Genomic DNA, 19,628 nt, shown 5'->3' with positions numbered 1-19,628 from the left:
ATGTCCCGTTCCCAATTAACGATTTTAACAAACATTTGTCTGATTGAAGACCTCGAAAATCAGCGAGTAGTCATGCAATATCGCTCTCCTGAAGAGAATCGCTGGTCTGGTTATGCCTTTCCTGGAGGCCATGTAGAAAATGGAGAGTCTTTCGCAGAGTCTGTCATTCGTGAAATCTATGAAGAAACAGGATTGACTATCCAAAATCCTCAACTTGTCGGCATTAAAAATTGGCCACTAGATACAGGTGAGCGCTACATCGTCGTTTGCTATAAGGCGACAGAGTTTACTGGAAATCTCCAATCCTCAGAAGAAGGAGAAGTATCTTGGGTGCAAAAAGACCAGATTCCAAACTTGGATCTGGCCTATGATATGCTACCCTTGATGGAAATGATGGAAGCACCTGACAAGTCAGAGTTCTTCTATCGCCACCGTACAGAGGACGGCTGGGAGAAAGAAATTTTCTAGTCTTTTACTAAATAACCTAACTGATCCAAGGCCTCCTCGATATAGTGGAGGTCTTGTTGTGTTTCAGTTTCAACGAGGTGGTAATGGATGCCGTCTGTCAATTCAGAAAGTGGTCTAAAGTCAGAATTCTCGACTTGTTCCAGAAAATGCTGGACATCTCGGCGACAGGTGAGTTTGAGCAGAGTTTCAATTTCACCATAAACGGGATGATCAATTAAAATATTTTGAACGCGTCCGCCATTATCTACTATAGCCAAAAGTTCCTGACCAATTTCTTCCAGTTCATGTTTCACTTTAAAGAGTTTGTGGACGTAGGGGTTGGCATCATTTTCTTTGTAGATATAACCACGATTGGTTGACAAGATAGGAGCGCCATCGGCTCGCAAGATGGCAATGTCTTGGACGATGATTTGGCGTGTGACATGAAAGTGTTCAGCCAAGGTTTGACCATTGAGAGCTTTTGGTGACTCTTTTAACAGTTTGAGAAGAGCTTGTTTGCGATCCTTTGTCATAGTTTTTCCTTTTAGCGACGTTTTCGAAGCACTTTAAAGACAGCTAGTGCTAATGTATAGTCTACCATACTATGGACAATTGTGCCAAAACCAACTAGGACAAAGAGAACATAAAACATATTTTCAACATTTGTCCCTGAAGTAGCATAGAAGATGATACAAGCTAGTACTTCAGCAATAGCATGAACAACACCCAAAACAAAGTTAAAAATCCAAGATGCCTTTGGTTTATCCAAGGTTTCAGGGAATTTTTTTAAGTAAAATGCTCCCAAAATACCAAAAACGATGTGAGAAAAGGCGCGCAGGACGATAACCATGGGATAGCCTGCCATCAGGAAGCCAAGACTAGAAGCGATGATCACAAAACCAGCCATCAAAGGTGATAGGAACATGGCGATAAAGATGGCGATATGACTTCCCAAGGTATAAGAAGCGGGTGGGATGACGATTTTAAAAGGCATAATGATTGGAATCAAAATCGCGATTGCAGTGAGTAGGGCAGTCATCGTCATAAACTGCGTTTTTTTCCGTATATCCATAAGAACCTCCATTTAACTGTATATACACAAGTATAGTACAATAAATAGATAGACATGTCAAGAATTTATTTTGATTTTATTGAAAATTTTCAAAAGTATAGGTGGTGGATTCAAAGGATTTTCATATATTTTCAAAATTTTGAACGAATGACTCCTTGGTAAATAACCATTTATGAATAGAAGATGAGCCTTTATTGGTGAAAACCAAAACTCCACCTTCAAGGCTGAAAGTGGAGTTGTTTTTTTATTTCTTCAAGGTTTCGAGACGTGGGACAATTGCTACTGTTAGAACTGCAGAGATGACAAGCTCAGCGATTGAATTTGTAGAGATAACAGTTGCCAGGAGTTTTTGGATATTTCCATCAAAAACATTTCCAAAAAGGAAGAAGATTCCCCCAAGTACAAAGACTGTATTTGTAAGTGAACCGAGAGCACCAGCAAAGATGAGACCCGTTCTGTTTTTTAATATTTTATAAATCAAGTAAGGAGTCAGACCAATCAAAATACGAGGAACAATAGCGATAATCGCAGAATAGATGTTTCCGTTCGGCACGAATGGTGAGAAGAGGTAGCTGGTTGGAAGGATGGTAATCGTGTTTACCGTTAAGCTCAATAGTCCCATAAGAAAACCAAGTGTAACTCCAACCCGAGGACCGTAAATAATACTTGCAATAATAACAGGAATATGCACGATGGTTGGTTTGATTGGAAATGGGAAAAGATTAAACAGGATTGAACTTAAAAAGTGGATAACGAGCATAGTTGCAAAAAAGATTGCAATGGGCGCGATATTAGAGCGTTTTTTCATCGAGGGTTTCCTTTATTCTTTCTAAAATAGTATTCAGGTCAGCTAGGGCGCCTTTTCCGTAATCGCCACAGGCTAGTAGAGATTCCTTTGGTGAGATAATCTGATAACCATAGGTCTCTAATGTTTTTAGATTAGCCTGAGTTGCCGGATGGTTATACATTTTTGTGTTCATGGCTGGTGCGACTAACTTTTTGACGTGGTCTGGCAGGGCAAGAGCTGTACTCGTAACCATGTTATCCGCAAAACCATGCGCAAGTTTGGCAATGGTATTAGCGGTAGCGGGGACGACGATAAAAAGGTCGGTTTCTTTGCCTCTTTCAATATGATTGACTTGATCAGTATAGGGTTCCTGCATGACATCAAGGTGGACAGGATTTTGAGAGAGGACTTGTAGTGTCAAAGGTTGGATAAACTCTCTTGCCGACTCAGTCATTAGGACAGTGACATGATGGCCTTGTTTTTTCAAAGAACTGACCAGGTCGGCTGATTTATAGGAGGCAATGGAACCTGTCACTGCGATCAGAATGTTGGCCATGGCTTTCCTTTCTAAGAATCGTATGCTTGAATGTTTTCAAGGAGGAGGCTTGCAATTTCCTCTTTGGTTTGAACAGTTTGAAGATGCTCTCTCTCAACAAAGATTGCTCGATGTTGATTCGCTGAGATTTGAGTAAGGTCATTTGCAATGATTAGGTCTGCCTGGTTCTTGACAAGACTCTTTCGAGCAATCTCAATGAGATAATCTTCAGAGACATCAACCAGCAATTTAAAGCCAATCAGATGAATGGCAGGATTCCATTCTTTGACCAGAGAGATGATTTTGGGTGTTTTTTTCAGGAATAAGACCTGAACCTCATCAGTTGAAGAAATCTTAGTCTGATGATTCTGCTTGCTTAAAAATTCTTCTAAATTAGGGCTAGCCTGAACTTCCTCAAGCCCCGTCATATAAACAGGAGTGTAGTCAGAAACTGCCATAGAATGAATCAGAACCTGATAATTTTGAACATGCTCTTTCATCTCTAAAAGAAGATCATTAGTATTTTTGATTTCTCGAATGGTTAAATGGGGACGAGGTTCTGGCTTAAGAGCTCTGTTAGTAGTTATCAAACAAACTTCATGCCCTGCAGCAAGCAAGGTTTCTGTGATGATTTTCCCCAAGCGACCAGTGGAATGGTTCGTAATAGAGCGGACGCTATCAATAGCTTCACTCGTACCGCCCGACGTAACTAAAATTTTCATAGGACTATTGTACACAAAAATAAACGTTAAGTAAAATGAAAGCATTTAAAAGAAAAATATATTATTATTGACATTTATAGTAATAAATAAGATAATGAATCTAAGTAAATTAAAAGGGGTATTACTATGGATTTTTTAAAATTTGCGGACAATATTGTAAAAGAAGCTGGAAAAGTATTGAATGATGTCGGTTCTGCTACTAGCGAAGCCTTAAATGAAGCGAGTAAATTTACTGGAGAAGTTATTACAGAATCTGTAAAAACTATAGGTGAAGTATCAAGCCAAGTTGGTAATGTTGTCTCAGATGTCTCAGAGAAAGCTGTTGGAGTTGCCGGAGATGTAGCACATCAGATAACAAATGTGACTTCTGAAACATTTAACGAAGCTGGGAAAATAGCGAATAATACAAAAGAACAAATTGAATCGGTAGACCTTTTTAATTCTAAACTAAGACAAGAAGCTGTTGATGGATATAATGAAGCTATTAGTTGTTATAATGAGGAAGCTGATAGCTTGGCTAATAAATCAATAGAGCTTTATCAGGTTAGGGATAAAGCTATCAAAGTTGTAAAAATTGTTGAAGAAAGAATTAACAAACTAGCAAATAAACCAAAAGAGTTTGAAACAAAATTAGAAGCAATTGATGTTGAAATTCAAAATTTTGAAGATAAGCAAATTGCTATTTCACAGTCAATTAAGGAAGCTGAATTAGCAAGTGGTAGCACAGCGGCTACGGCTTCACTTAGCGCATTAGGAGTAACAGTTGCAACTTTAGGGCCTACTGCCGCTATGGGTGTTGCAACTACATTTGGTGTTGCATCAACAGGTACTGCAATTTCAAGTTTGTCAGGTGCTGCAGCAAATAGCGCCGCTCTGGCTTGGTTAGGTGGTGGAAGTGTAGCAGCTGGTGGCGGTGGAGTGGCAGCCGGTAACGCATTTTTAGCATTGGCTGGTCCTGTCGGTTGGGGAATTGCAGGCGCTATGTTGACCGCTTCTATAGGCGCTGGTGTAGTAGCTAATAGGAAAAATGAAGAAGTTGCAAAAGAGGCTATGGAGGAACAGAAAAAGGTAGAATTGTTGGCTAGACAACTTAAAGAAAAAGTAATAGAAGTTACGGAATTAATAGAACTAACTGAAAAACAAACAGAAGGAATTTATTTAGCCAATTTATCTTTAACTGGGATGGACTATAGCTTATTTACTGAAGATGAAAAATATCAGGCAGGTGCTTTAGTGAATTCAACTCTATCATTAACCGCTATGGTAAATAAGGAAATTAGAATAAATGAGTAACCAGATTTTTAATCAAGCTTTTAACCAAGGTATTGGTGCATATGTCAATTGTTTAAATAATTTAAGGATTCAAGACTTACAAATTGCTATGAAAATCATAGAGGATGAAGCGTGTAAAGTCATCTTAAACAAGGATAATGTCTCAAAAATCTTAAACCATACTAGAGATAATATTGAAGATGTTATTCTAAAGAAGCGTGGAGGAGAGAACGGTGGTCACGGCTTTATCGCTGAATTTGCAGAAGCTGGGATTGTAAATGCGAGGAGAGCTATTGAAGGATTAAATCCTATTGTAAAAGTATTGAATGATAATGGACCTGCCGATTTATTAATTGGTAGAAATACCATTCAAATGAAGTTTTATAATAATTTACGTGATGAACTGGATCAATCATTTCTTTACAGTGCAAAAATGAAAATGATGTTTCCAAAAGATCACGTGCTAGTATTTGAAAAAATAATGGCTGGAGCAAAAGAAGTTGAATTTAATGGTAAAAGATTATCTATTAAACAAATTACGGATATACGGCAAACAATCAATGATATTACCAAAAGTAAAGGACTTACTTCATACAAATCTTGGATGAAATCTTCTGTTTTAAATTATAATGATGCTCAAAAAAATTCAATTCATTCTCTTTTAGGTTCTGAAGAGAAGAATATTCGTAAAACAGTTAGACTGAAACAACAAGAATTAAATGGAAAACGATTAGTAGCGCAAAAACATGCATTACCAAATTTAAAAGAAGCTAGCAAGGTTGCAAGAAACGCAGCGTTTTTACAGGGTGGTTTAGCTTTGTTGTCAAGTGTATATGGAAAATACAAAGAAGGAAAAAGTATTTTTGAATTCGAAGAATCAGATTGGTTAGATTGTGGATTGGACACAGCTGAAGGAGTTGTAAAGGGGGCAATATCTGGTTATTCCATTTACGGATTAACAAACGTCTTTGGTATTAGTGCTCCAAATGCCAGTGCTTTAGTAATGGCTACTTATGGAATGATTGATGTTGTTTTGAGATTTAGATCTTCTGAAATAACTCAAGATGAACTTATGAATCTCTTGACATTAAATGTAATAGATGCTTCCTTTGCAACAATTGGTGCTTGTATTGGTCAAGCAACGATTCCTATACCAGTTCTAGGTTCTATAGTAGGTTCAATAGCTAGTTCAATCATTTGGGAAATAGGGAAGGGAATATTAAATGATAGCGAACAAAAAATAATTCAAGACTATAAGGAAAATCTGAATAATTACATAAAAATTTTAGATAAGCATTATCTTACAATTTATAACGAAATCATAGAAAAATATAAAAAACTGGGTGAAATACAAGAGTATTCGTTTGATTTGTCAATAAATACTAAACTTAGATTTGAGTACTCTATTGAGATGGCGGAAAAATTAGAAATCGAAGATAAAAAAATTCTTCATGATTTGACTGAAATTGATAGTTATTTTCTTTCCTAGATCATTTTCAGATTCTTTATAGTCTAAAACTATAAAGCCATATAAAATTTTTCAAAGGGCTCTAAAAATCTTGAAATTCAGGATATTTACGAACGTTTTGAGAGTTTAAAGGTGTTAAAAGTCTTTTTTTTGTGTTATAATGAATTATCACATTAGAGGTTAGAGGAGTTTTGAATGAAAACAGATATTGAAATCGCACAGAGTATTGAGTTGAAGCCGATCGTTGATGTTGTGGATAAGCTTGGCATTTCTTACGACGATTTGGAGCTGTACGGAAAGTACAAAGCTAAGCTCAGCTTTGATAAAATTCGTGCAGTTGAGAGCAATCCAGTTGGTAAATTGATCTTGGTTACTGCCATCAACCCAACACCTGCTGGTGAAGGGAAGTCAACCATTACCATCGGTCTGGCAGACGCCTTGAACAAGATTGGTAAGAAAACCATGATTGCTATTCGCGAACCGTCTCTTGGCCCAGTAATGGGGATTAAGGGTGGTGCAGCCGGTGGTGGTTATGCCCAAGTGTTGCCAATGGAAGATATCAACCTTCACTTTACCGGGGATATGCATGCCATTACAACTGCTAATAATGCCCTTTCTGCCTTGATTGATAACCACTTACACCAAGGGAATGAGTTGGGAATTGACCAACGTCGTATCCTTTGGAAACGTGTCGTGGACTTGAATGACCGTGCACTTCGTCATGTAACTGTTGGACTTGGTGGTCCTCTAAACGGTATTCCACGTGAGGATGGTTTCGATATTACCGTAGCTTCAGAAATCATGGCGATTCTGTGCTTAGCAACGGACATCGAGGACTTGAAACGTCGTTTAGCTAATATCGTTATCGGTTATCGCTATGACCGTACACCTGTTTCTGTTGGTGATTTGCAGGTTGAGGGTGCTTTAGCATTGATTTTGAAGGATGCTATTAAGCCGAACTTGGTTCAAACAATTTACGGAACGCCCGCCTTTGTACACGGTGGCCCTTTTGCCAATATTGCTCATGGATGTAACTCTGTTTTGGCAACAAGCACAGCCCTTCGCTTGGCTGACTATACAGTTACTGAAGCTGGTTTTGGTGCAGACCTTGGCGCTGAGAAATTCCTTGATATTAAGACACCAAACTTGCCAACTTCTCCAGATGCGGTAGTCATCGTTGCAACCCTTCGTGCCCTCAAGATGAACGGTGGCGTCGCTAAAGATGCTTTGACAGAAGAAAACGTTGAAGCGGTTCGTGCAGGATTTGCTAACTTGAAACGTCACGTTGAAAATATCCGTAAGTTTGGTATTCCAGCAGTCGTAGCTATCAATGAATTTGTAACTGATACAGAAGCTGAAATCGTAGCTTTGAAGGAACTTTGTGCCTCAATCGATGTGCCAGTTGAACTAGCAAGTGTCTGGGCTGATGGTGCAGAAGGTGGCGTAGCGCTTGCCGAAACGATTGTCAAGACAATCTCAGAAAATCCAGCCAACTACACACGTCTTTATGACAATGACCTTTCTGTCCAAGAAAAGATTGAAAAGATTGTTACTGAAATCTACCGTGGTAGCAAAGTAAACTTTGAGAAGAAAGCTCAAACGCAAATCGCTCAGATTGTTCAGAATGGATGGGACAAATTGCCAATCTGTATGGCTAAAACTCAGTACAGTTTCTCTGATAATCCGAATGCACTTGGAGCCCCAGAAAACTTTGAAATTACCATTCGTGAGTTGGTACCAAAATTGGGTGCAGGTTTTATCGTTGCCCTAACAGGTGATGTTATGACCATGCCAGGACTTCCAAAACGACCAGCAGCTCTCAATATGGATGTTGAAAGTGACGGAACCGTTCTAGGATTGTTCTAATAGTTTAATTGAATTCAAATGAGTTTGGAAAAGCTATCCAAGCTCATTTTCTTGTCTAGATATGAGGCGTTGTCTTCAGCTGATGAGAGAGTCGCTTTCTAAACGTAACTAGTCTAGGAAAAGATATTTTCCCTGTTTTCTGATATAATAGAAACATTGACTTCAAGAGTAAGGAAGAGAAAATGAACGCATTATTGAATGGAATGAATGACCGTCAGGCTGAGGCGGTAAAAACGACAGAAGGTCCATTATTGATCATGGCGGGGGCTGGTTCTGGAAAGACTCGTGTTTTAACTCACAGAATCGCCTACTTGATTGATGAAAAAATGGTTAATCCTTGGAATATCTTGGCCATTACCTTTACCAATAAGGCTGCGCGTGAGATGAAGGAGCGTGCCTATAGCCTTAATCCAGCTACTCAGGACTGTCTGATTGCGACCTTTCACTCCATGTGTGTTCGTATCCTACGTCGTGATGCGGATCATATTGGCTACAATCGGAACTTCACCATTGTAGATCCAGGAGAGCAACGAACTCTCATGAAACGCATTCTCAAGCAATTAAACTTGGATCCGAAAAAATGGAATGAACGAACCATTTTGGGAACCATTTCCAATGCTAAGAATGACTTGATTGATGATGTGGCTTACGCTGCTCAAGCTGGCGATATGTACACGCAAATCGTGGCCCAGTGTTACACAGCTTATCAAAAGGAGCTTCGTCAGTCTGAGTCCGTTGACTTTGATGATTTGATTATGTTGACCCTGCGTCTCTTTGATCAGAATCCTGATGTCTTGACTTACTACCAGCAGAAATTTCAGTATATCCACGTTGATGAGTACCAAGATACCAACCATGCCCAGTACCAACTGGTCAAACTCTTAGCTTCACGCTTTAAAAACATCTGCGTGGTCGGTGATGCAGATCAGTCCATCTACGGTTGGCGTGGTGCTGATATGCAAAATATCTTGGATTTCGAGAAAGACTACCCCCAAGCCAAGGTGGTTTTGCTAGAGGAAAATTATCGTTCAACTAAAACCATTCTGCAAGCAGCCAACGATGTCATCAAAAACAATAAAAACCGTCGTCCTAAGAATCTCTGGACCCAGAATGCCGATGGAGAGCAGATTATTTACTATCGTGCCAATGATGAACAAGACGAGGCTGTTTTTGTAGCAAAAACCATCGATGAACTTGGTCGCAGCCAAAACTTCCTTCACAAGGATTTTGCAGTTCTTTATCGGACTAATGCGCAATCCCGTACTATTGAGGAAGCCCTGCTCAAGTCCAATATTCCTTATACCATGGTTGGAGGGACCAAGTTCTACAGCCGTAAGGAAATCCGTGACATTATCGCCTACCTCAACCTCATTGCTAATCTGAGTGACAATATCAGTTTTGAGCGCATTATCAACGAGCCAAAACGTGGAATTGGGCCAGGTACTGTTGAGAAAATTCGCGACTTTGCTAATATGCAAGACATGTCCATGCTAGACGCTTCAGCAAATATTATGTTGTCTGACATCAAAGGAAAGGCTGCCCAATCTATCTGGGATTTTGCCAATATGATTCTTGATTTGCGGGAGCAACTGGACCAATTAACCATTACAGAGTTGGTTGAGGCAGTTCTAGAAAAAACAGGCTATATCGATATTCTTAATGCCCAAGCGACCTTGGAAAGCAAGGCTCGGGTTGAAAATATCGAGGAATTCCTTTCTGTTACCAAGAACTTTGATGACAATCCTGATGGTCAAGAAGAAGAAACTGGTTTGGACAAACTCAGTCGTTTCTTGAATGACCTAGCCTTGATTGCCGATACAGATTCTGGCAGTCAGGAGACATCTGAAGTAACTTTAATGACACTCCATGCGGCTAAAGGACTGGAGTTTCCGGTTGTCTTTATCATCGGGATGGAGGAAAATGTCTTTCCTCTTAGTCGAGCAGCTGAGGATCATGATGAGCTGGAAGAAGAACGCCGTTTGGCCTATGTAGGTATCACGCGCGCTGAAAAAATCCTCTATCTGACCAATGCCAATTCTCGCTTGCTTTTTGGTCGTACTAACTATAACCGTCCAACACGTTTCATCAATGAAATCAGTTCTGATTTGCTTGAGTATCAAGGCTTGGCTCGACCAGCTAATACTAGCTTCAAGGCATCTTATAGTAGTGGTGGAATTGCCTTCGGTCAAGGAATGAGTTTGGCTCAGGCGCTTCAAGAACGGAAACGCAATGCTGCGCCAAGCTCTATCCAGTCAAGCGGTCTCCCATTTGGACAGTTTGCAGCCGGAAATAAAAAAGATTCAAGCGATACAAATTGGTCTATTGGGGACATTGCTCTCCACAAGAAGTGGGGTGAAGGAACAGTCCTCGAAGTCTCGGGTAGTGGCGCTACTCAGGAACTAAAAATCAATTTCCCAGAAGTGGGTCTGAAAAAACTTCTAGCCAGTGTAGCCCCAATTGAGAAAAAAATCTAATTTTTCATCCTTCTCACGAATAATAAAGTGAGGAGGATTTTTATGTACAGTATTTCATTCCAAGAAGATTCACTCTTACCGAGAGAAAGATTGGTTAAAGAAGGAGTAGGGGCTCTGAGCAATCAAGAATTGTTAGCGATTCTGCTCAGAACGGGAACGCGTCAAGCTAATGTTTTTGAAATTGCTCAGAAAGTCCTGAATAGTCTTAACAGTCTAACTGATTTGAAAAAAATGACTATGCAGGAATTGCAGAGTCTGTCAGGTATTGGACGTGTTAAAGCCATTGAATTACAAGCTATGATAGAACTAGGGCATCGTATTCACAAACATGAAACTCTTGAGATGGAAAGTATTCTCAGTAGTCAAAAGCTAGCCAAGAAAATGCAACAGGAACTTGGTGATAAAAAACAAGAGCACCTAGTGGCGCTCTATCTCAATACTCAAAATCAAATCATTCATCAGCAGACCATTTTTATTGGCTCTGCGACACGCAGTATTGCTGAACCGAGGGAAATCCTTCACTATGCATTGAAGCATATGGCAACCTCGGTGATTCTCGTTCACAATCATCCATCTGGTGCTGTATCTCCTAGTCGAAATGACGACCATGTCACTAAGCTAGTCAAGGAAGCTTGCGAACTGATGGGAATAGTTTTCTTGGACCACCTGATTGTCTCTCATTCTGATTACTTTAGTTACCGTGAAAAGACGGATCTGATTTAAAGTTCGTTTACAACATAGTCAAATAGTGTTTTATCCTTGGGACGATTTTCAAATAGAAATTCAGGATGCCATTGGACACCAAGATAAGGAAAATCATCTGTAGTTGTGACTGCCTCGATAATCTTATCCTTGGGATCATAAGCCACAACCTTAAGATTAGGAGCTAGATCTTTAATACTCTGGTGGTGGAAGGAGTTGATATGAGAGATTTCTCCATAGATCTCTCGGAGAATTGTATCAGGCTCAGTCACGAGGCGTTGGGTTGTGTATTCGGCTGAACAGTCCTGCCAATGATCCTCAATATCTTGGTGAAGTGTGCCTCCCATAGCGACGTTGAAGAGCTGGGTACCCCGACAAACAGAGAAAATTGGTTTCTTTTGCTTAATCGCTTCTTTGATAAGTGCTAGTTCAAAAATATCCCTTTGAAGATGGTAGTCATCACTGTCAATTGTTTTAGGCTGGCCATAGTATTTTGGATCAACATTTTGCCCACCCGTAAGGATGATTTTGTCAATCATAGCAACGTAATGGCTTGCCATTTCTTGATCACCAATCGGTAGGATGATGGGAATTCCGCCAGCGTCCTTGACTCCTTCAATAAAGCCTTTTGCTGCATAGCTCATCATGACATCATCATCTGGATGAGCTTTTTCATTTCCTGTAATCCCAATAACTGGTTTTTTCATAAATGTTTTCGCTTTCTAATCCTCTTTACGCATGAAATAGAGGAGTGTTTGGAGTTCGCTTGTCAAATCAACATACTGAACGACCACATCTTTTGGAAGATGAAGGTGTACGGGTGAAAAACTAAGAATACCTTTTATACCCGCATCGACCAAAAGATTGGCAACTTCTTGTGATTTAACACTTGGAACAGTTAGGATAGCAGTTTTAACATCTGCTTCTTTGATCTTTTCTTTAATCTGAGAGATGCCATAGATTGGAATTCCATCAGGTGTTTGGCTTCCAACTTCTGGATGGTCATCTAGGTCAAAGGCCATGATAATTTTCATCTTATTACGCTCATGGAAGCGGTAGTGGAGAAGAGCATGGCCCATATTTCCAATCCCAACCAGCATAACATTTGTAATTGAGTTATCATTAAGGAGATCAGCAAAAAAATTCATCAATTTTTTGACATCATAACCAAATCCACGACGACCAAGTTCACCAAAATAGGAAAAATCACGACGAACAGTCGCAGAATCGATACCGATAGCCTCTGCAATTTGCTTGGAGTTGGCACGTTCGATTTTTTCTGCATGAAATCTCTTGAAAATTCGATAGTAAAGAGAGAGTCTTTTTGCTGTTGCTTTTGGAATAGCAGACTGTTTATCTTTCACAAAATCACAACCTTTCTATTCTTCTATTTTATAGAAACCTTGTGAAAAAATCAACAAAAACAAGAAAAAACTAAGAAATTTCTTAGTTTTTATCTGAAAAATGAGCTTGTGATAGAAAACGGTAAAGATCGCCAACCAATCCTTGATAAATCACTTTATCATTTAGTGTTAAGGAGCTGATTAGGAGAGTGTCGGGCAGGGTAACACAGCCTGATAGTGATAGCATAAGCTCTTCGTAATCGGCAAATTCAAGTGTACGTTCTACTTGATAGCTATCTTTATAAGTCAAATGAAACATAGCCAATCATCTCTCTTCTTTTGTGAAGATTCCGCGTTCTACAAGACTGTCCATGAGGAAGTAGAATTTCTCTTGGTGGATATGGTGTTCTTCAGATTTAAAGATATTCACCAAACGAAGACCAGATTTGTCAGTGATGTTAAGCTTGGCTCCAGTAAGTTCCTTGTTAATGATAATTTTTAGTTGGAAACCTTCACCGCTGTTGGGAACTTTTTCAAGAAGACGAGTCAGTTCGTAGTTTCCGACTTTTGTTTCAAAGAAAGTATTGTCTTTTAGTGTAAACTTTCTTACAGATGGACTAAGTGTATAGTCGTAGCGGCAGTTTTGTAGTTTAATGGTTTTTTCGAATGCCATTAGGTTAATCTCCAATAATATTTTTTAAGGTTTGTGCCAGTTGTTTCAGTTCGTTCTCGGTATTAAGAGGAGAGAGACTGATACGGATAGACTCTTTTAAACGATGGGAATCAGACCCATAAAAAGCTTCTAGGACATGGCTCGTTTGCACAATACCAGCAGTACAAGCAGAACCAGTTGAGATTGAAATTCCTTCAAGGTCTAACCGGAGCAAGAGCAAATCATTTTTTTGACCAGGAAAGCCAATGTTGAAAACATAAGGAAGCTGGTGTTGGCTTTCATTGAGATAGTAGTTGAGACCTGCAATTTCTTCTAGAAAAACAGTTTTTAATCCCTCTAGTTTTTGGTAATGCTTAGCCTGATGATCCAAGTCTTCTTTGAGAGCAGCAACCATGCCTACAATAGCAGCAAGGTTTTCTGTTCCAGCCCGTTTCTTTTGTTCTTGGTCCCCACCGTGAAGATAGGAATCAAAGTCCACAGACGATGCGTAAAGGAAGCCGACACCCTTTGGTCCATGGAATTTATGGGCAGAAGCACTAAGGAAATCAATTCCTAATTCTTCTGGATGGATAGGGATTTTCCCGATAGCTTGAACAGCATCAACATGATAAGCAGTAGGATGGTCTTTTAAAATATGTCCAATTTCAGCGATAGGTAAGAGACTGCCCGTTTCATTATTGGCATACATAGTAGAAACGAGGATGGTATCGTCACGTAAGGCTTCTTGAATTTGCTGGGCAGTAATTTCTTGATTTACTGGTTGGATGATGGTAGTTTCAAAGCCAAAATGTTGAACCAGATAATCAATGGTTTCAAGGACAGAATGGTGTTCAATAGCTGTCGTGATGATATGTTTGCCACGCTCTTGATGGCGGAGACAATAGCCGATAATAGCGGTATTATTACTTTCTGTACCGCCAGACGTAAAAAAGATATGTTGAGGTTTGGTTCCTAGTAAGTGAGCCAACTCCTGACGGGCTTCACGGAGCAGTTTGCTAGCATGGCGACCATGACTGTGAATACTTGAAGGATTGCCATGGGTTTCCTGCATGACCTTGGTCATTTCTGCGATAGCTACTGCTGACATTGGAGTAGTGGCAGCATTGTCCAAATAAATCAAAGAATCACCTTATTCCTTTTTGTTATATGCAAAGAGTGGGCTAACTGGTTTTCTTTCGTGGATACGGACGATGGCATCACCTATCAACTCGCTAGCAGTAATGTAGCACACATTTTTCGGAGTTCTTTCTTTTGTGGCTACTGAGTCTGTCACAAGGATTTCTTTTATGTTAGTAGCATCAAGAAGGTCAGCAGCGCCTTCTACAAAGAGACCATGACTGGATACCGCATAGATTTCAGTTGCACCTTCACGCTCAACGATTTTGGCTGCTTCTGAGAAAGTACGCCCAGTATTTAGGATATCATCAATCAAGATGGCCTTCTTGCCTTCGACATCACCGATGATATAACCTTGGCTACGCTCTGAATCGTCTTGAGCATAGTCGATGATTGCGATTGGTGCATCTAAATATTCAGCTAAACTGCGGGCACGTTTGACGCCAGAATTTTTTGGACTAACAACAACGACATCTGATCCCAGCAACCCTTTATCGCTGTAGTGTTTAGCAAAGAGAGGAATTGTATAGAGGTTATCTACTGGAATGTCAAAGAAACCTTGAACCTGAACAGCGTGGAGGTCAAGCGTTAGAACACGACTTACACCAGCCTTGACAAGCATATTTGCAACCAGTTTTGCAGTGAGGGGTTCGCGAGAAGAAGCGATACGATCCTGACGAGCATAACCAAAGTACGGAAGGACAACGTTGATACTATGAGCACTTGCACGTACACAAGCATCAACCATGATTAACAACTCCATCAAGTGGTTGCTAACGGGGTAGCTGGTTGATTGGATGATGTAGACATCGTAACCACGGACACTCTCTTCAATGTTGACCTGAATTTCACCATCAGAAAATTGGCGAGAAGATAATTTTCCAAGAGGTACCCCAACCGTTTCTGCGATTTTTTGTGCAATTTCATGATTGGAATTAAGTGCAAAAAGTTTCATGTTGTTTCTATCTGACATTATAGACCGTCCTCTGTAAACTCTAAATATTTTATCTTCATTATTTTACCAAAAAATGGAGATTATTTCAGTATTTTTTCATGCTTTTAATAAAACGAATTAATTTTGAAGGAGCTTTTTGGTAAGTAATACCATTTTCTGAAAGAAATTGCTGAAAATCTCGTTTTCCTTCCTCGTGATCGGTGACTTCTAGCTCCAGTTCGTAGTCTGTATGATCAAAGTAGTGACTTTCATCTAGTGCCATTAGACCAATCGACGTTTCCATTTCGTAACGAATAGTTGCAAGACAACCCAGAACAAACCAGTCTTGGCTTAGAATACCAATCTTAGCAAGTTCCTCTAGAACGAGTCCTTGAGGAAGTATTTGTTTTTCTAGGTAAGATTCAGCCTCTGGAAGAGTCAATTTTTGATTGTATTCCATATTGCCAATAGTTTGAGGAACTTTCAAGGTCAACTCCGCCCAATCTGAAAAGGTGCGAATGCGCATGGCAACCTTTTTTTCACGCAATTGGAAATCAGGTGTATCAATGTAGTAGTTTTTCTGTAGGACGGGTTGGATATGGGAAAACTGTTCTTTTAGATGATCATATTCCTCTTTTTTCAGTAGTGTTTTCAGTTCAATTTCTAAATGTTTCATTTTTCTAACCTTTTTTTTATCTTTGAAAGCGATTTATGGTATAATGGACAATGTATTTATTGTATATGAATGTACTGAAAAAATCAAAGATTTTCTACAGGGCAATCAAACATTACAAGGGAGAAAATATGACCATAGAATGGGAAGAATTTTTAGATCCTTACATTCAAGCTGTTGGTGAATTGAAGATTAAGCTTCGTGGGATTCGCAAACAATATCGTAAACAAAACAAGCACTCTCCGATTGAGTTTGTTACTGGACGGGTGAAGCCGATTGAAAGTATCAAAGAAAAAATGGCTCGTCGAGGAATTACTTATGCAACTCTGGAAAATGACCTGCAAGATATCGCAGGGCTGCGTGTCATGGTTCAATTTGTAGATGATGTTCAGGAGGTTGTTGCAATTTTACGCAAACGCCATGATATGAGAGTAGTACAGGAACGTGACTACATCACGCATCGTAAGGCTTCGGGCTATCGCTCCTATCATGTGGTGGTAGAGTATACAGTTGACACCATCAGTGGTGTCAAGACGATTCTGGCTGAAATTCAAATCCGGACCTTGGCTATGAATTTCTGGGCTACCATTGAGCATTCGCTCAATTATAAGTATCAGGGGGATTTCCCAGAAGAAATCAAAAAAAGACTAGAAATCACGGCCAAAATTGCTCATCAACTAGATGAAGAAATGGGGAAGATTCGAGATGACATTCAGGAAGCGCAGGCTCTCTTTGATCCTTTGAGTAGAAAACTAAACGACGGTGTAGGAAATAGTGACGATACAGATGAAGAATACAGGTAAGCGAGTTGACCTCATAGCTAATAGAAAGCCACAGAGTCAGAAAGTTTTACATAAACTGAGGGAAAAACTCAAAAAACAGCATTTTATAATTAATGATACAAATCCCGACATCGTCATTTCGATTGGTGGGGATGGGATGCTTTTGTCTGCATTTCATAAGTATGAGAATCAGTTAGATAAGGTTCGATTTGTAGGTGTACATACTGGACACTTGGGATTTTACACGGATTATCGCGATTTTGAGTTGGATCAGTTGGTTACCAATCTCCAACTGGATACTGGTGCCAAGGTTTCCTATCCTGTTTTGAATGTCAAGGTGACACTTGAAAACGGAGAAGTTAAGACCTTCCGTGCATTAAACGAAGCCAGCATCCGTCGATCAGATCGCACCATGGTTGCTGATATCATTATTAATCACGTTCCATTTGAACGCTTTCGTGGAGATGGTGTGACTGTCTCAACACCTACAGGGAGCACAGCCTATAACAAATCCTTGGGGGGAGCTGTGTTGCATCCTACCATTGAGGCCTTGCAGTTGACAGAAATAGCGAGTCTTAACAACCGAGTTTATCGAACACTTGGTTCTTCGATAATCATTCCGAAGAAAGATAAAATCGAGCTTTTACCAACTCGTAATGACTATCACACGATATCAGTCGATAACAGCGTCTATTCTTTCCGTAACATCGAACGGATTGAGTACCAGATTGATCATCATAAGATTCATTTCGTAGCGACGCCAAGTCACACTAGTTTCTGGAATCGCGTCAAAGATGCCTTCATCGGCGAGGTGGACGAATGAGGTTTGAATTTATCGCAGATGAACATGTCAAAGTCAAAACCTTTCTTAAGAAACACGAGGTTTCTAAAGGACTTTTGGCTAAGATAAAGTTTCGAGGTGGGGCTATTCTAGTCAATGATCAACCTCAAAATGCGACTTATCTCTTAGATGTTGGAGACAGGGTTACCATTGATATTCCAGCAGAGGAAGGGTTTGAGAGCCTTGAAGCTATTGATCGACCACTAGATATCTTGTATGAGGATGACCATTTTCTGGTTTTGAATAAGCCTTATGGGGTAGCCTCTATTCCTAGTGTTAATCATTCTAATACCATTGCCAATTTTATCAAGGGTTACTATCTCAAGCGGGAATATGAAAACCAGCAGGTTCACATCGTGACCAGGCTTGATAGAGATACATCTGGTTTGATGCTCTTTGCCAAGCACGGCTATGCTCATGCACGTTTAGACAAGCAACTGCAACGAAAGTCTATCGAAAAAAGGTATTTTGCTTTGGTTAAAGGAGCTGGTGTTTTGGATCCTGAAGGGGAAATTATTGCCCCGATTGCGCGTGATGTGGACTCCATTATCACGAGACGAGTCGCAAAAGGTGGGAAATACGCTCATACATCTTATAAAGTTGTAGCGTCTTATGGAAATATTCACCTAGTCGATATTCGCCTGCATACTGGTCGAACTCATCAGATCCGAGTGCATTTTTCTCATATTGGCTTCCCCTTGTTGGGAGATGATCTCTATGGTGGTAGCCTAGAAGATGGCATTCAACGCCAGGCCCTGCATTGCCATTCCTTATCATTTTATCATCCCTTCTTAGGGCGTCAGCTGGAGCTGGAGAGCCCTTTGCCATATGATTTTAACAATCTTATTATTCAGTTATCAACTAATACTCTTTAAAATCTATTTTGAGTATAATTAATTATCTTAAAGGAGAAACTCATGGAAGTTTTTGAAAGTCTCAAAGCCAGTTTAGTTGGCAAAAATGCTCGTATTGTTCTACCTGAAGGGGAAGAGCCTCGTATCCTTCAAGCGACAAAACGTTTGGTAAAAGAAACAGAAGTTGTTCCTGTTTTACTTGGAAATCCTGCAAAAATTAAAATTTATCTTGAAATCGAAGGGATCATGGATGGTTATGAAGTGATTGATCCCCAACACTATCCTCAATTTGAAGATATGGTGGTTGCACTTGTAGAACGTCGTAAAGGAAAAATGTCAGAAGAAGAAGCGCGCCAGGTCTTGCTAAAAGATGTTAACTACTTTGGTGTTATGCTTGTCTATATGGGCTTGGTAGATGGAATGGTATCGGGTGCCACTCATTCAACCGCTGCAACTGTTCGTCCAGCTCTTCAGATTATTAAAACACGACCAAATGTTACACGGACATCAGGTGCCTTTCTTATGGTACGTGGTACAGAACGTTACTTGTTTGGTGACTGTGCCCTCAACATCAATCCAGATGCGGAAGCTTTGGCTGAAATTGCTATCAACTCAGCGATTACTGCAAAAATGTTTGGAATTGAACCCAAAATCGCTATGTTGAGTTATTCTACAAAAGGCTCTGGTTTTGGTGATAGTGTTGACAAGGTGGTTGAAGCAACTAAACTGGCACATGACTTACGTCCTGACCTTGAGATTGATGGAGAATTGCAATTTGACGCAGCCTTTGTCCCAGAAACGGCAGCCCTAAAAGCTCCAGGGAGCAATGTGGCAGGTCAAGCAAATGTCTTCATTTTCCCAGGTATCGAAGCAGGTAATATTGGTTATAAGATAGCTGAACGTCTAGGTGGTTTTGCGGCTGTCGGTCCCGTTCTACAAGGATTGAATAAACCAGTCAACGATCTATCACGTGGATGTAACCCAGATGATGTTTACAAATTGACTCTCATCACAGCAGCTCAGGCGATCAATCAATAAAGAAATGGAGCCTCTTCCTCTAGTAGAAG

The 19,628-nt window shown here is 40.0% G+C and carries 22 protein-coding genes; 10 read left to right on the top strand and 12 right to left on the bottom strand.

Annotated elements, in window-relative coordinates; genetic code table 11:
* Positions 1–468, top strand: a complete 468-nt coding sequence (locus M1F97_RS03555; protein WP_247944216.1) for an 8-oxo-dGTP diphosphatase — start codon at positions 1–3, stop codon at positions 466–468.
* Here M1F97_RS03555 and M1F97_RS03550 read toward each other — a convergent pair.
* The 5 genes from M1F97_RS03550 to coaB form a co-directional block, all read right to left on the bottom strand.
* A complete protein-coding gene (locus tag M1F97_RS03550; RefSeq protein WP_247944215.1) occupies positions 465–980 on the bottom strand; it encodes a transcription repressor NadR in 516 nt (171 codons plus the stop codon). The genes M1F97_RS03555 and M1F97_RS03550 overlap by 4 nt on opposite strands.
* An 11-nt stretch (positions 981–991) precedes the next feature.
* Entirely contained in the window at positions 992–1,519 is a 528-nt protein-coding gene (locus M1F97_RS03545) for a hypothetical protein (RefSeq protein WP_247944214.1), read from the bottom strand.
* Positions 1,520–1,763: 244 nt separating this feature from the next.
* Positions 1,764–2,327: an ECF transporter S component gene (locus tag M1F97_RS03540; protein WP_247944213.1), complete on the bottom strand. Its 564-nt coding sequence runs from the start codon at positions 2,325–2,327 to the stop codon at positions 1,764–1,766.
* A complete protein-coding gene (gene coaC / locus M1F97_RS03535; protein ID WP_001274061.1) occupies positions 2,311–2,862 on the bottom strand; it encodes a phosphopantothenoylcysteine decarboxylase in 552 nt (183 codons plus the stop codon). The genes M1F97_RS03540 and coaC overlap by 17 nt, the downstream gene beginning before the upstream one ends.
* A gap of 11 nt (positions 2,863–2,873) precedes the next feature.
* Positions 2,874–3,563 carry a phosphopantothenate--cysteine ligase gene (coaB, locus tag M1F97_RS03530; RefSeq protein ID WP_000699522.1) on the bottom strand — a complete coding sequence of 230 codons (690 nt, stop codon included), beginning with the start codon at positions 3,561–3,563 and terminating at the stop codon, positions 2,874–2,876.
* Positions 3,564–3,689: 126 nt separating this feature from the next.
* On the opposite strand from coaB, the gene M1F97_RS03525 reads away from it, so the two are divergent.
* The 5 genes from M1F97_RS03525 (at position 3,690) to radC (ending at position 11,366) form a co-directional block, all read left to right on the top strand.
* Positions 3,690–4,856, top strand: a complete 1,167-nt coding sequence (locus M1F97_RS03525; protein ID WP_247944212.1) for a hypothetical protein — start codon at positions 3,690–3,692, stop codon at positions 4,854–4,856.
* Positions 4,849–6,324: a hypothetical protein gene (locus M1F97_RS03520; RefSeq protein WP_000070716.1), complete on the top strand. Its 1,476-nt coding sequence runs from the start codon at positions 4,849–4,851 to the stop codon at positions 6,322–6,324. The genes M1F97_RS03525 and M1F97_RS03520 overlap by 8 nt, the downstream gene beginning before the upstream one ends.
* A 174-nt stretch (positions 6,325–6,498) precedes the next feature.
* Positions 6,499–8,169 carry a formate--tetrahydrofolate ligase gene (locus M1F97_RS03515; protein ID WP_247944211.1) on the top strand — a complete coding sequence of 557 codons (1,671 nt, stop codon included), beginning with the start codon at positions 6,499–6,501 and terminating at the stop codon, positions 8,167–8,169.
* A 182-nt stretch (positions 8,170–8,351) separates the two neighbouring features.
* Entirely contained in the window at positions 8,352–10,643 is a 2,292-nt protein-coding gene (gene pcrA / locus M1F97_RS03510; RefSeq protein ID WP_247944210.1) for a DNA helicase PcrA, read from the top strand.
* A 42-nt stretch (positions 10,644–10,685) separates the two neighbouring features.
* Positions 10,686–11,366 carry a RadC family protein gene (gene radC, locus M1F97_RS03505; protein ID WP_247944209.1) on the top strand — a complete coding sequence of 227 codons (681 nt, stop codon included), beginning with the start codon at positions 10,686–10,688 and terminating at the stop codon, positions 11,364–11,366.
* Here radC and M1F97_RS03500 read toward each other — a convergent pair.
* The 7 genes from M1F97_RS03500 to M1F97_RS03470 all read right to left on the bottom strand — a co-directional run bounded on the left by M1F97_RS03500 (position 11,363) and on the right by M1F97_RS03470 (position 16,087).
* Complete coding sequence (locus M1F97_RS03500; RefSeq protein ID WP_247944208.1) at positions 11,363–12,052, bottom strand: gamma-glutamyl-gamma-aminobutyrate hydrolase family protein; 690 nt, start codon at positions 12,050–12,052, stop codon at positions 11,363–11,365. The genes radC and M1F97_RS03500 overlap by 4 nt on opposite strands.
* 15 nt (positions 12,053–12,067) lie before the next feature.
* Positions 12,068–12,709, bottom strand: coding sequence for a redox-sensing transcriptional repressor Rex (locus M1F97_RS03495; protein WP_000653409.1), 642 nt, complete (start codon positions 12,707–12,709; stop codon positions 12,068–12,070).
* A gap of 82 nt (positions 12,710–12,791) precedes the next feature.
* Positions 12,792–13,007, bottom strand: coding sequence for a DUF4649 family protein (locus tag M1F97_RS03490; protein WP_247944207.1), 216 nt, complete (start codon positions 13,005–13,007; stop codon positions 12,792–12,794).
* 6 nt (positions 13,008–13,013) lie between these two features.
* Positions 13,014–13,361 (bottom strand): DUF1831 domain-containing protein, encoded by a 348-nt coding sequence (locus tag M1F97_RS03485; RefSeq protein WP_093585261.1) that lies wholly within the window; start codon positions 13,359–13,361, stop codon positions 13,014–13,016.
* A 4-nt stretch (positions 13,362–13,365) separates the two neighbouring features.
* The gene (locus M1F97_RS03480) at positions 13,366–14,481 is read right to left on the bottom strand and encodes a cysteine desulfurase family protein (protein WP_247944206.1); all 1,116 of its coding nucleotides are present in this window, start codon (positions 14,479–14,481) and stop codon (positions 13,366–13,368) included.
* Between the two features lie 9 nt (positions 14,482–14,490).
* A complete protein-coding gene (locus M1F97_RS03475) occupies positions 14,491–15,450 on the bottom strand; it encodes a ribose-phosphate diphosphokinase (RefSeq protein ID WP_001283842.1) in 960 nt (319 codons plus the stop codon).
* Positions 15,451–15,517: 67 nt separating this feature from the next.
* The gene (locus tag M1F97_RS03470; protein ID WP_247944205.1) at positions 15,518–16,087 is read right to left on the bottom strand and encodes a CYTH domain-containing protein; all 570 of its coding nucleotides are present in this window, start codon (positions 16,085–16,087) and stop codon (positions 15,518–15,520) included.
* A gap of 128 nt (positions 16,088–16,215) precedes the next feature.
* Here M1F97_RS03470 and M1F97_RS03465 point away from each other — a divergent pair, with 128 nt between their 5' ends.
* The 4 genes from M1F97_RS03465 to pta are packed head-to-tail and all read left to right on the top strand — an operon-like array spanning position 16,216 to position 19,599.
* A complete protein-coding gene (locus M1F97_RS03465; protein WP_167265563.1) occupies positions 16,216–16,887 on the top strand; it encodes a GTP pyrophosphokinase in 672 nt (223 codons plus the stop codon).
* Complete coding sequence (locus tag M1F97_RS03460; protein WP_247944204.1) at positions 16,871–17,689, top strand: NAD kinase; 819 nt, start codon at positions 16,871–16,873, stop codon at positions 17,687–17,689. The genes M1F97_RS03465 and M1F97_RS03460 overlap by 17 nt, the downstream gene beginning before the upstream one ends.
* Positions 17,686–18,582, top strand: a complete 897-nt coding sequence (locus tag M1F97_RS03455; RefSeq protein ID WP_247944203.1) for an RluA family pseudouridine synthase — start codon at positions 17,686–17,688, stop codon at positions 18,580–18,582. The genes M1F97_RS03460 and M1F97_RS03455 overlap by 4 nt, the downstream gene beginning before the upstream one ends.
* 42 nt (positions 18,583–18,624) lie before the next feature.
* Positions 18,625–19,599: a phosphate acetyltransferase gene (gene pta, locus M1F97_RS03450; protein WP_000451594.1), complete on the top strand. Its 975-nt coding sequence runs from the start codon at positions 18,625–18,627 to the stop codon at positions 19,597–19,599.
* The last annotated feature ends 29 nt before the right edge of the window (positions 19,600–19,628 follow it).

Source organism: Streptococcus oralis (assembly GCF_023110435.1).
In the GTDB taxonomy this organism is placed as follows: domain Bacteria; phylum Bacillota; class Bacilli; order Lactobacillales; family Streptococcaceae; genus Streptococcus; species Streptococcus oralis_CF.
This window is presented reverse-complemented; position numbering and strand designations above follow the sequence as displayed.

Excerpts from the sequence above, each read along its gene's own strand:
- M1F97_RS03555 (WP_247944216.1), top strand. The coding sequence starts at position 1 with ATGTCCCGTTCCCAATTAACGATTTTAACAAACATTTGTCTGATTGAA.
- M1F97_RS03550 (WP_247944215.1), bottom strand. The coding sequence starts at position 980 with ATGACAAAGGATCGCAAACAAGCTCTTCTCAAACTGTTAAAAGAGTCA.
- M1F97_RS03545 (WP_247944214.1), bottom strand. The coding sequence starts at position 1,519 with ATGGATATACGGAAAAAAACGCAGTTTATGACGATGACTGCCCTACTC.
- M1F97_RS03540 (WP_247944213.1), bottom strand. The coding sequence starts at position 2,327 with ATGAAAAAACGCTCTAATATCGCGCCCATTGCAATCTTTTTTGCAACT.
- coaC (WP_001274061.1), bottom strand. The coding sequence starts at position 2,862 with ATGGCCAACATTCTGATCGCAGTGACAGGTTCCATTGCCTCCTATAAA.
- coaB (WP_000699522.1), bottom strand. The coding sequence starts at position 3,563 with ATGAAAATTTTAGTTACGTCGGGCGGTACGAGTGAAGCTATTGATAGC.
- M1F97_RS03525 (WP_247944212.1), top strand. The coding sequence starts at position 3,690 with ATGGATTTTTTAAAATTTGCGGACAATATTGTAAAAGAAGCTGGAAAA.
- M1F97_RS03520 (WP_000070716.1), top strand. The coding sequence starts at position 4,849 with ATGAGTAACCAGATTTTTAATCAAGCTTTTAACCAAGGTATTGGTGCA.
- M1F97_RS03515 (WP_247944211.1), top strand. The coding sequence starts at position 6,499 with ATGAAAACAGATATTGAAATCGCACAGAGTATTGAGTTGAAGCCGATC.
- pcrA (WP_247944210.1), top strand. The coding sequence starts at position 8,352 with ATGAACGCATTATTGAATGGAATGAATGACCGTCAGGCTGAGGCGGTA.
- radC (WP_247944209.1), top strand. The coding sequence starts at position 10,686 with ATGTACAGTATTTCATTCCAAGAAGATTCACTCTTACCGAGAGAAAGA.
- M1F97_RS03500 (WP_247944208.1), bottom strand. The coding sequence starts at position 12,052 with ATGAAAAAACCAGTTATTGGGATTACAGGAAATGAAAAAGCTCATCCA.
- M1F97_RS03490 (WP_247944207.1), bottom strand. The coding sequence starts at position 13,007 with ATGTTTCATTTGACTTATAAAGATAGCTATCAAGTAGAACGTACACTT.
- M1F97_RS03485 (WP_093585261.1), bottom strand. The coding sequence starts at position 13,361 with ATGGCATTCGAAAAAACCATTAAACTACAAAACTGCCGCTACGACTAT.
- M1F97_RS03475 (WP_001283842.1), bottom strand. The coding sequence starts at position 15,450 with ATGTCAGATAGAAACAACATGAAACTTTTTGCACTTAATTCCAATCAT.
- M1F97_RS03470 (WP_247944205.1), bottom strand. The coding sequence starts at position 16,087 with ATGAAACATTTAGAAATTGAACTGAAAACACTACTGAAAAAAGAGGAA.
- M1F97_RS03465 (WP_167265563.1), top strand. The coding sequence starts at position 16,216 with ATGACCATAGAATGGGAAGAATTTTTAGATCCTTACATTCAAGCTGTT.
- M1F97_RS03460 (WP_247944204.1), top strand. The coding sequence starts at position 16,871 with ATGAAGAATACAGGTAAGCGAGTTGACCTCATAGCTAATAGAAAGCCA.
- M1F97_RS03455 (WP_247944203.1), top strand. The coding sequence starts at position 17,686 with ATGAGGTTTGAATTTATCGCAGATGAACATGTCAAAGTCAAAACCTTT.
- pta (WP_000451594.1), top strand. The coding sequence starts at position 18,625 with ATGGAAGTTTTTGAAAGTCTCAAAGCCAGTTTAGTTGGCAAAAATGCT.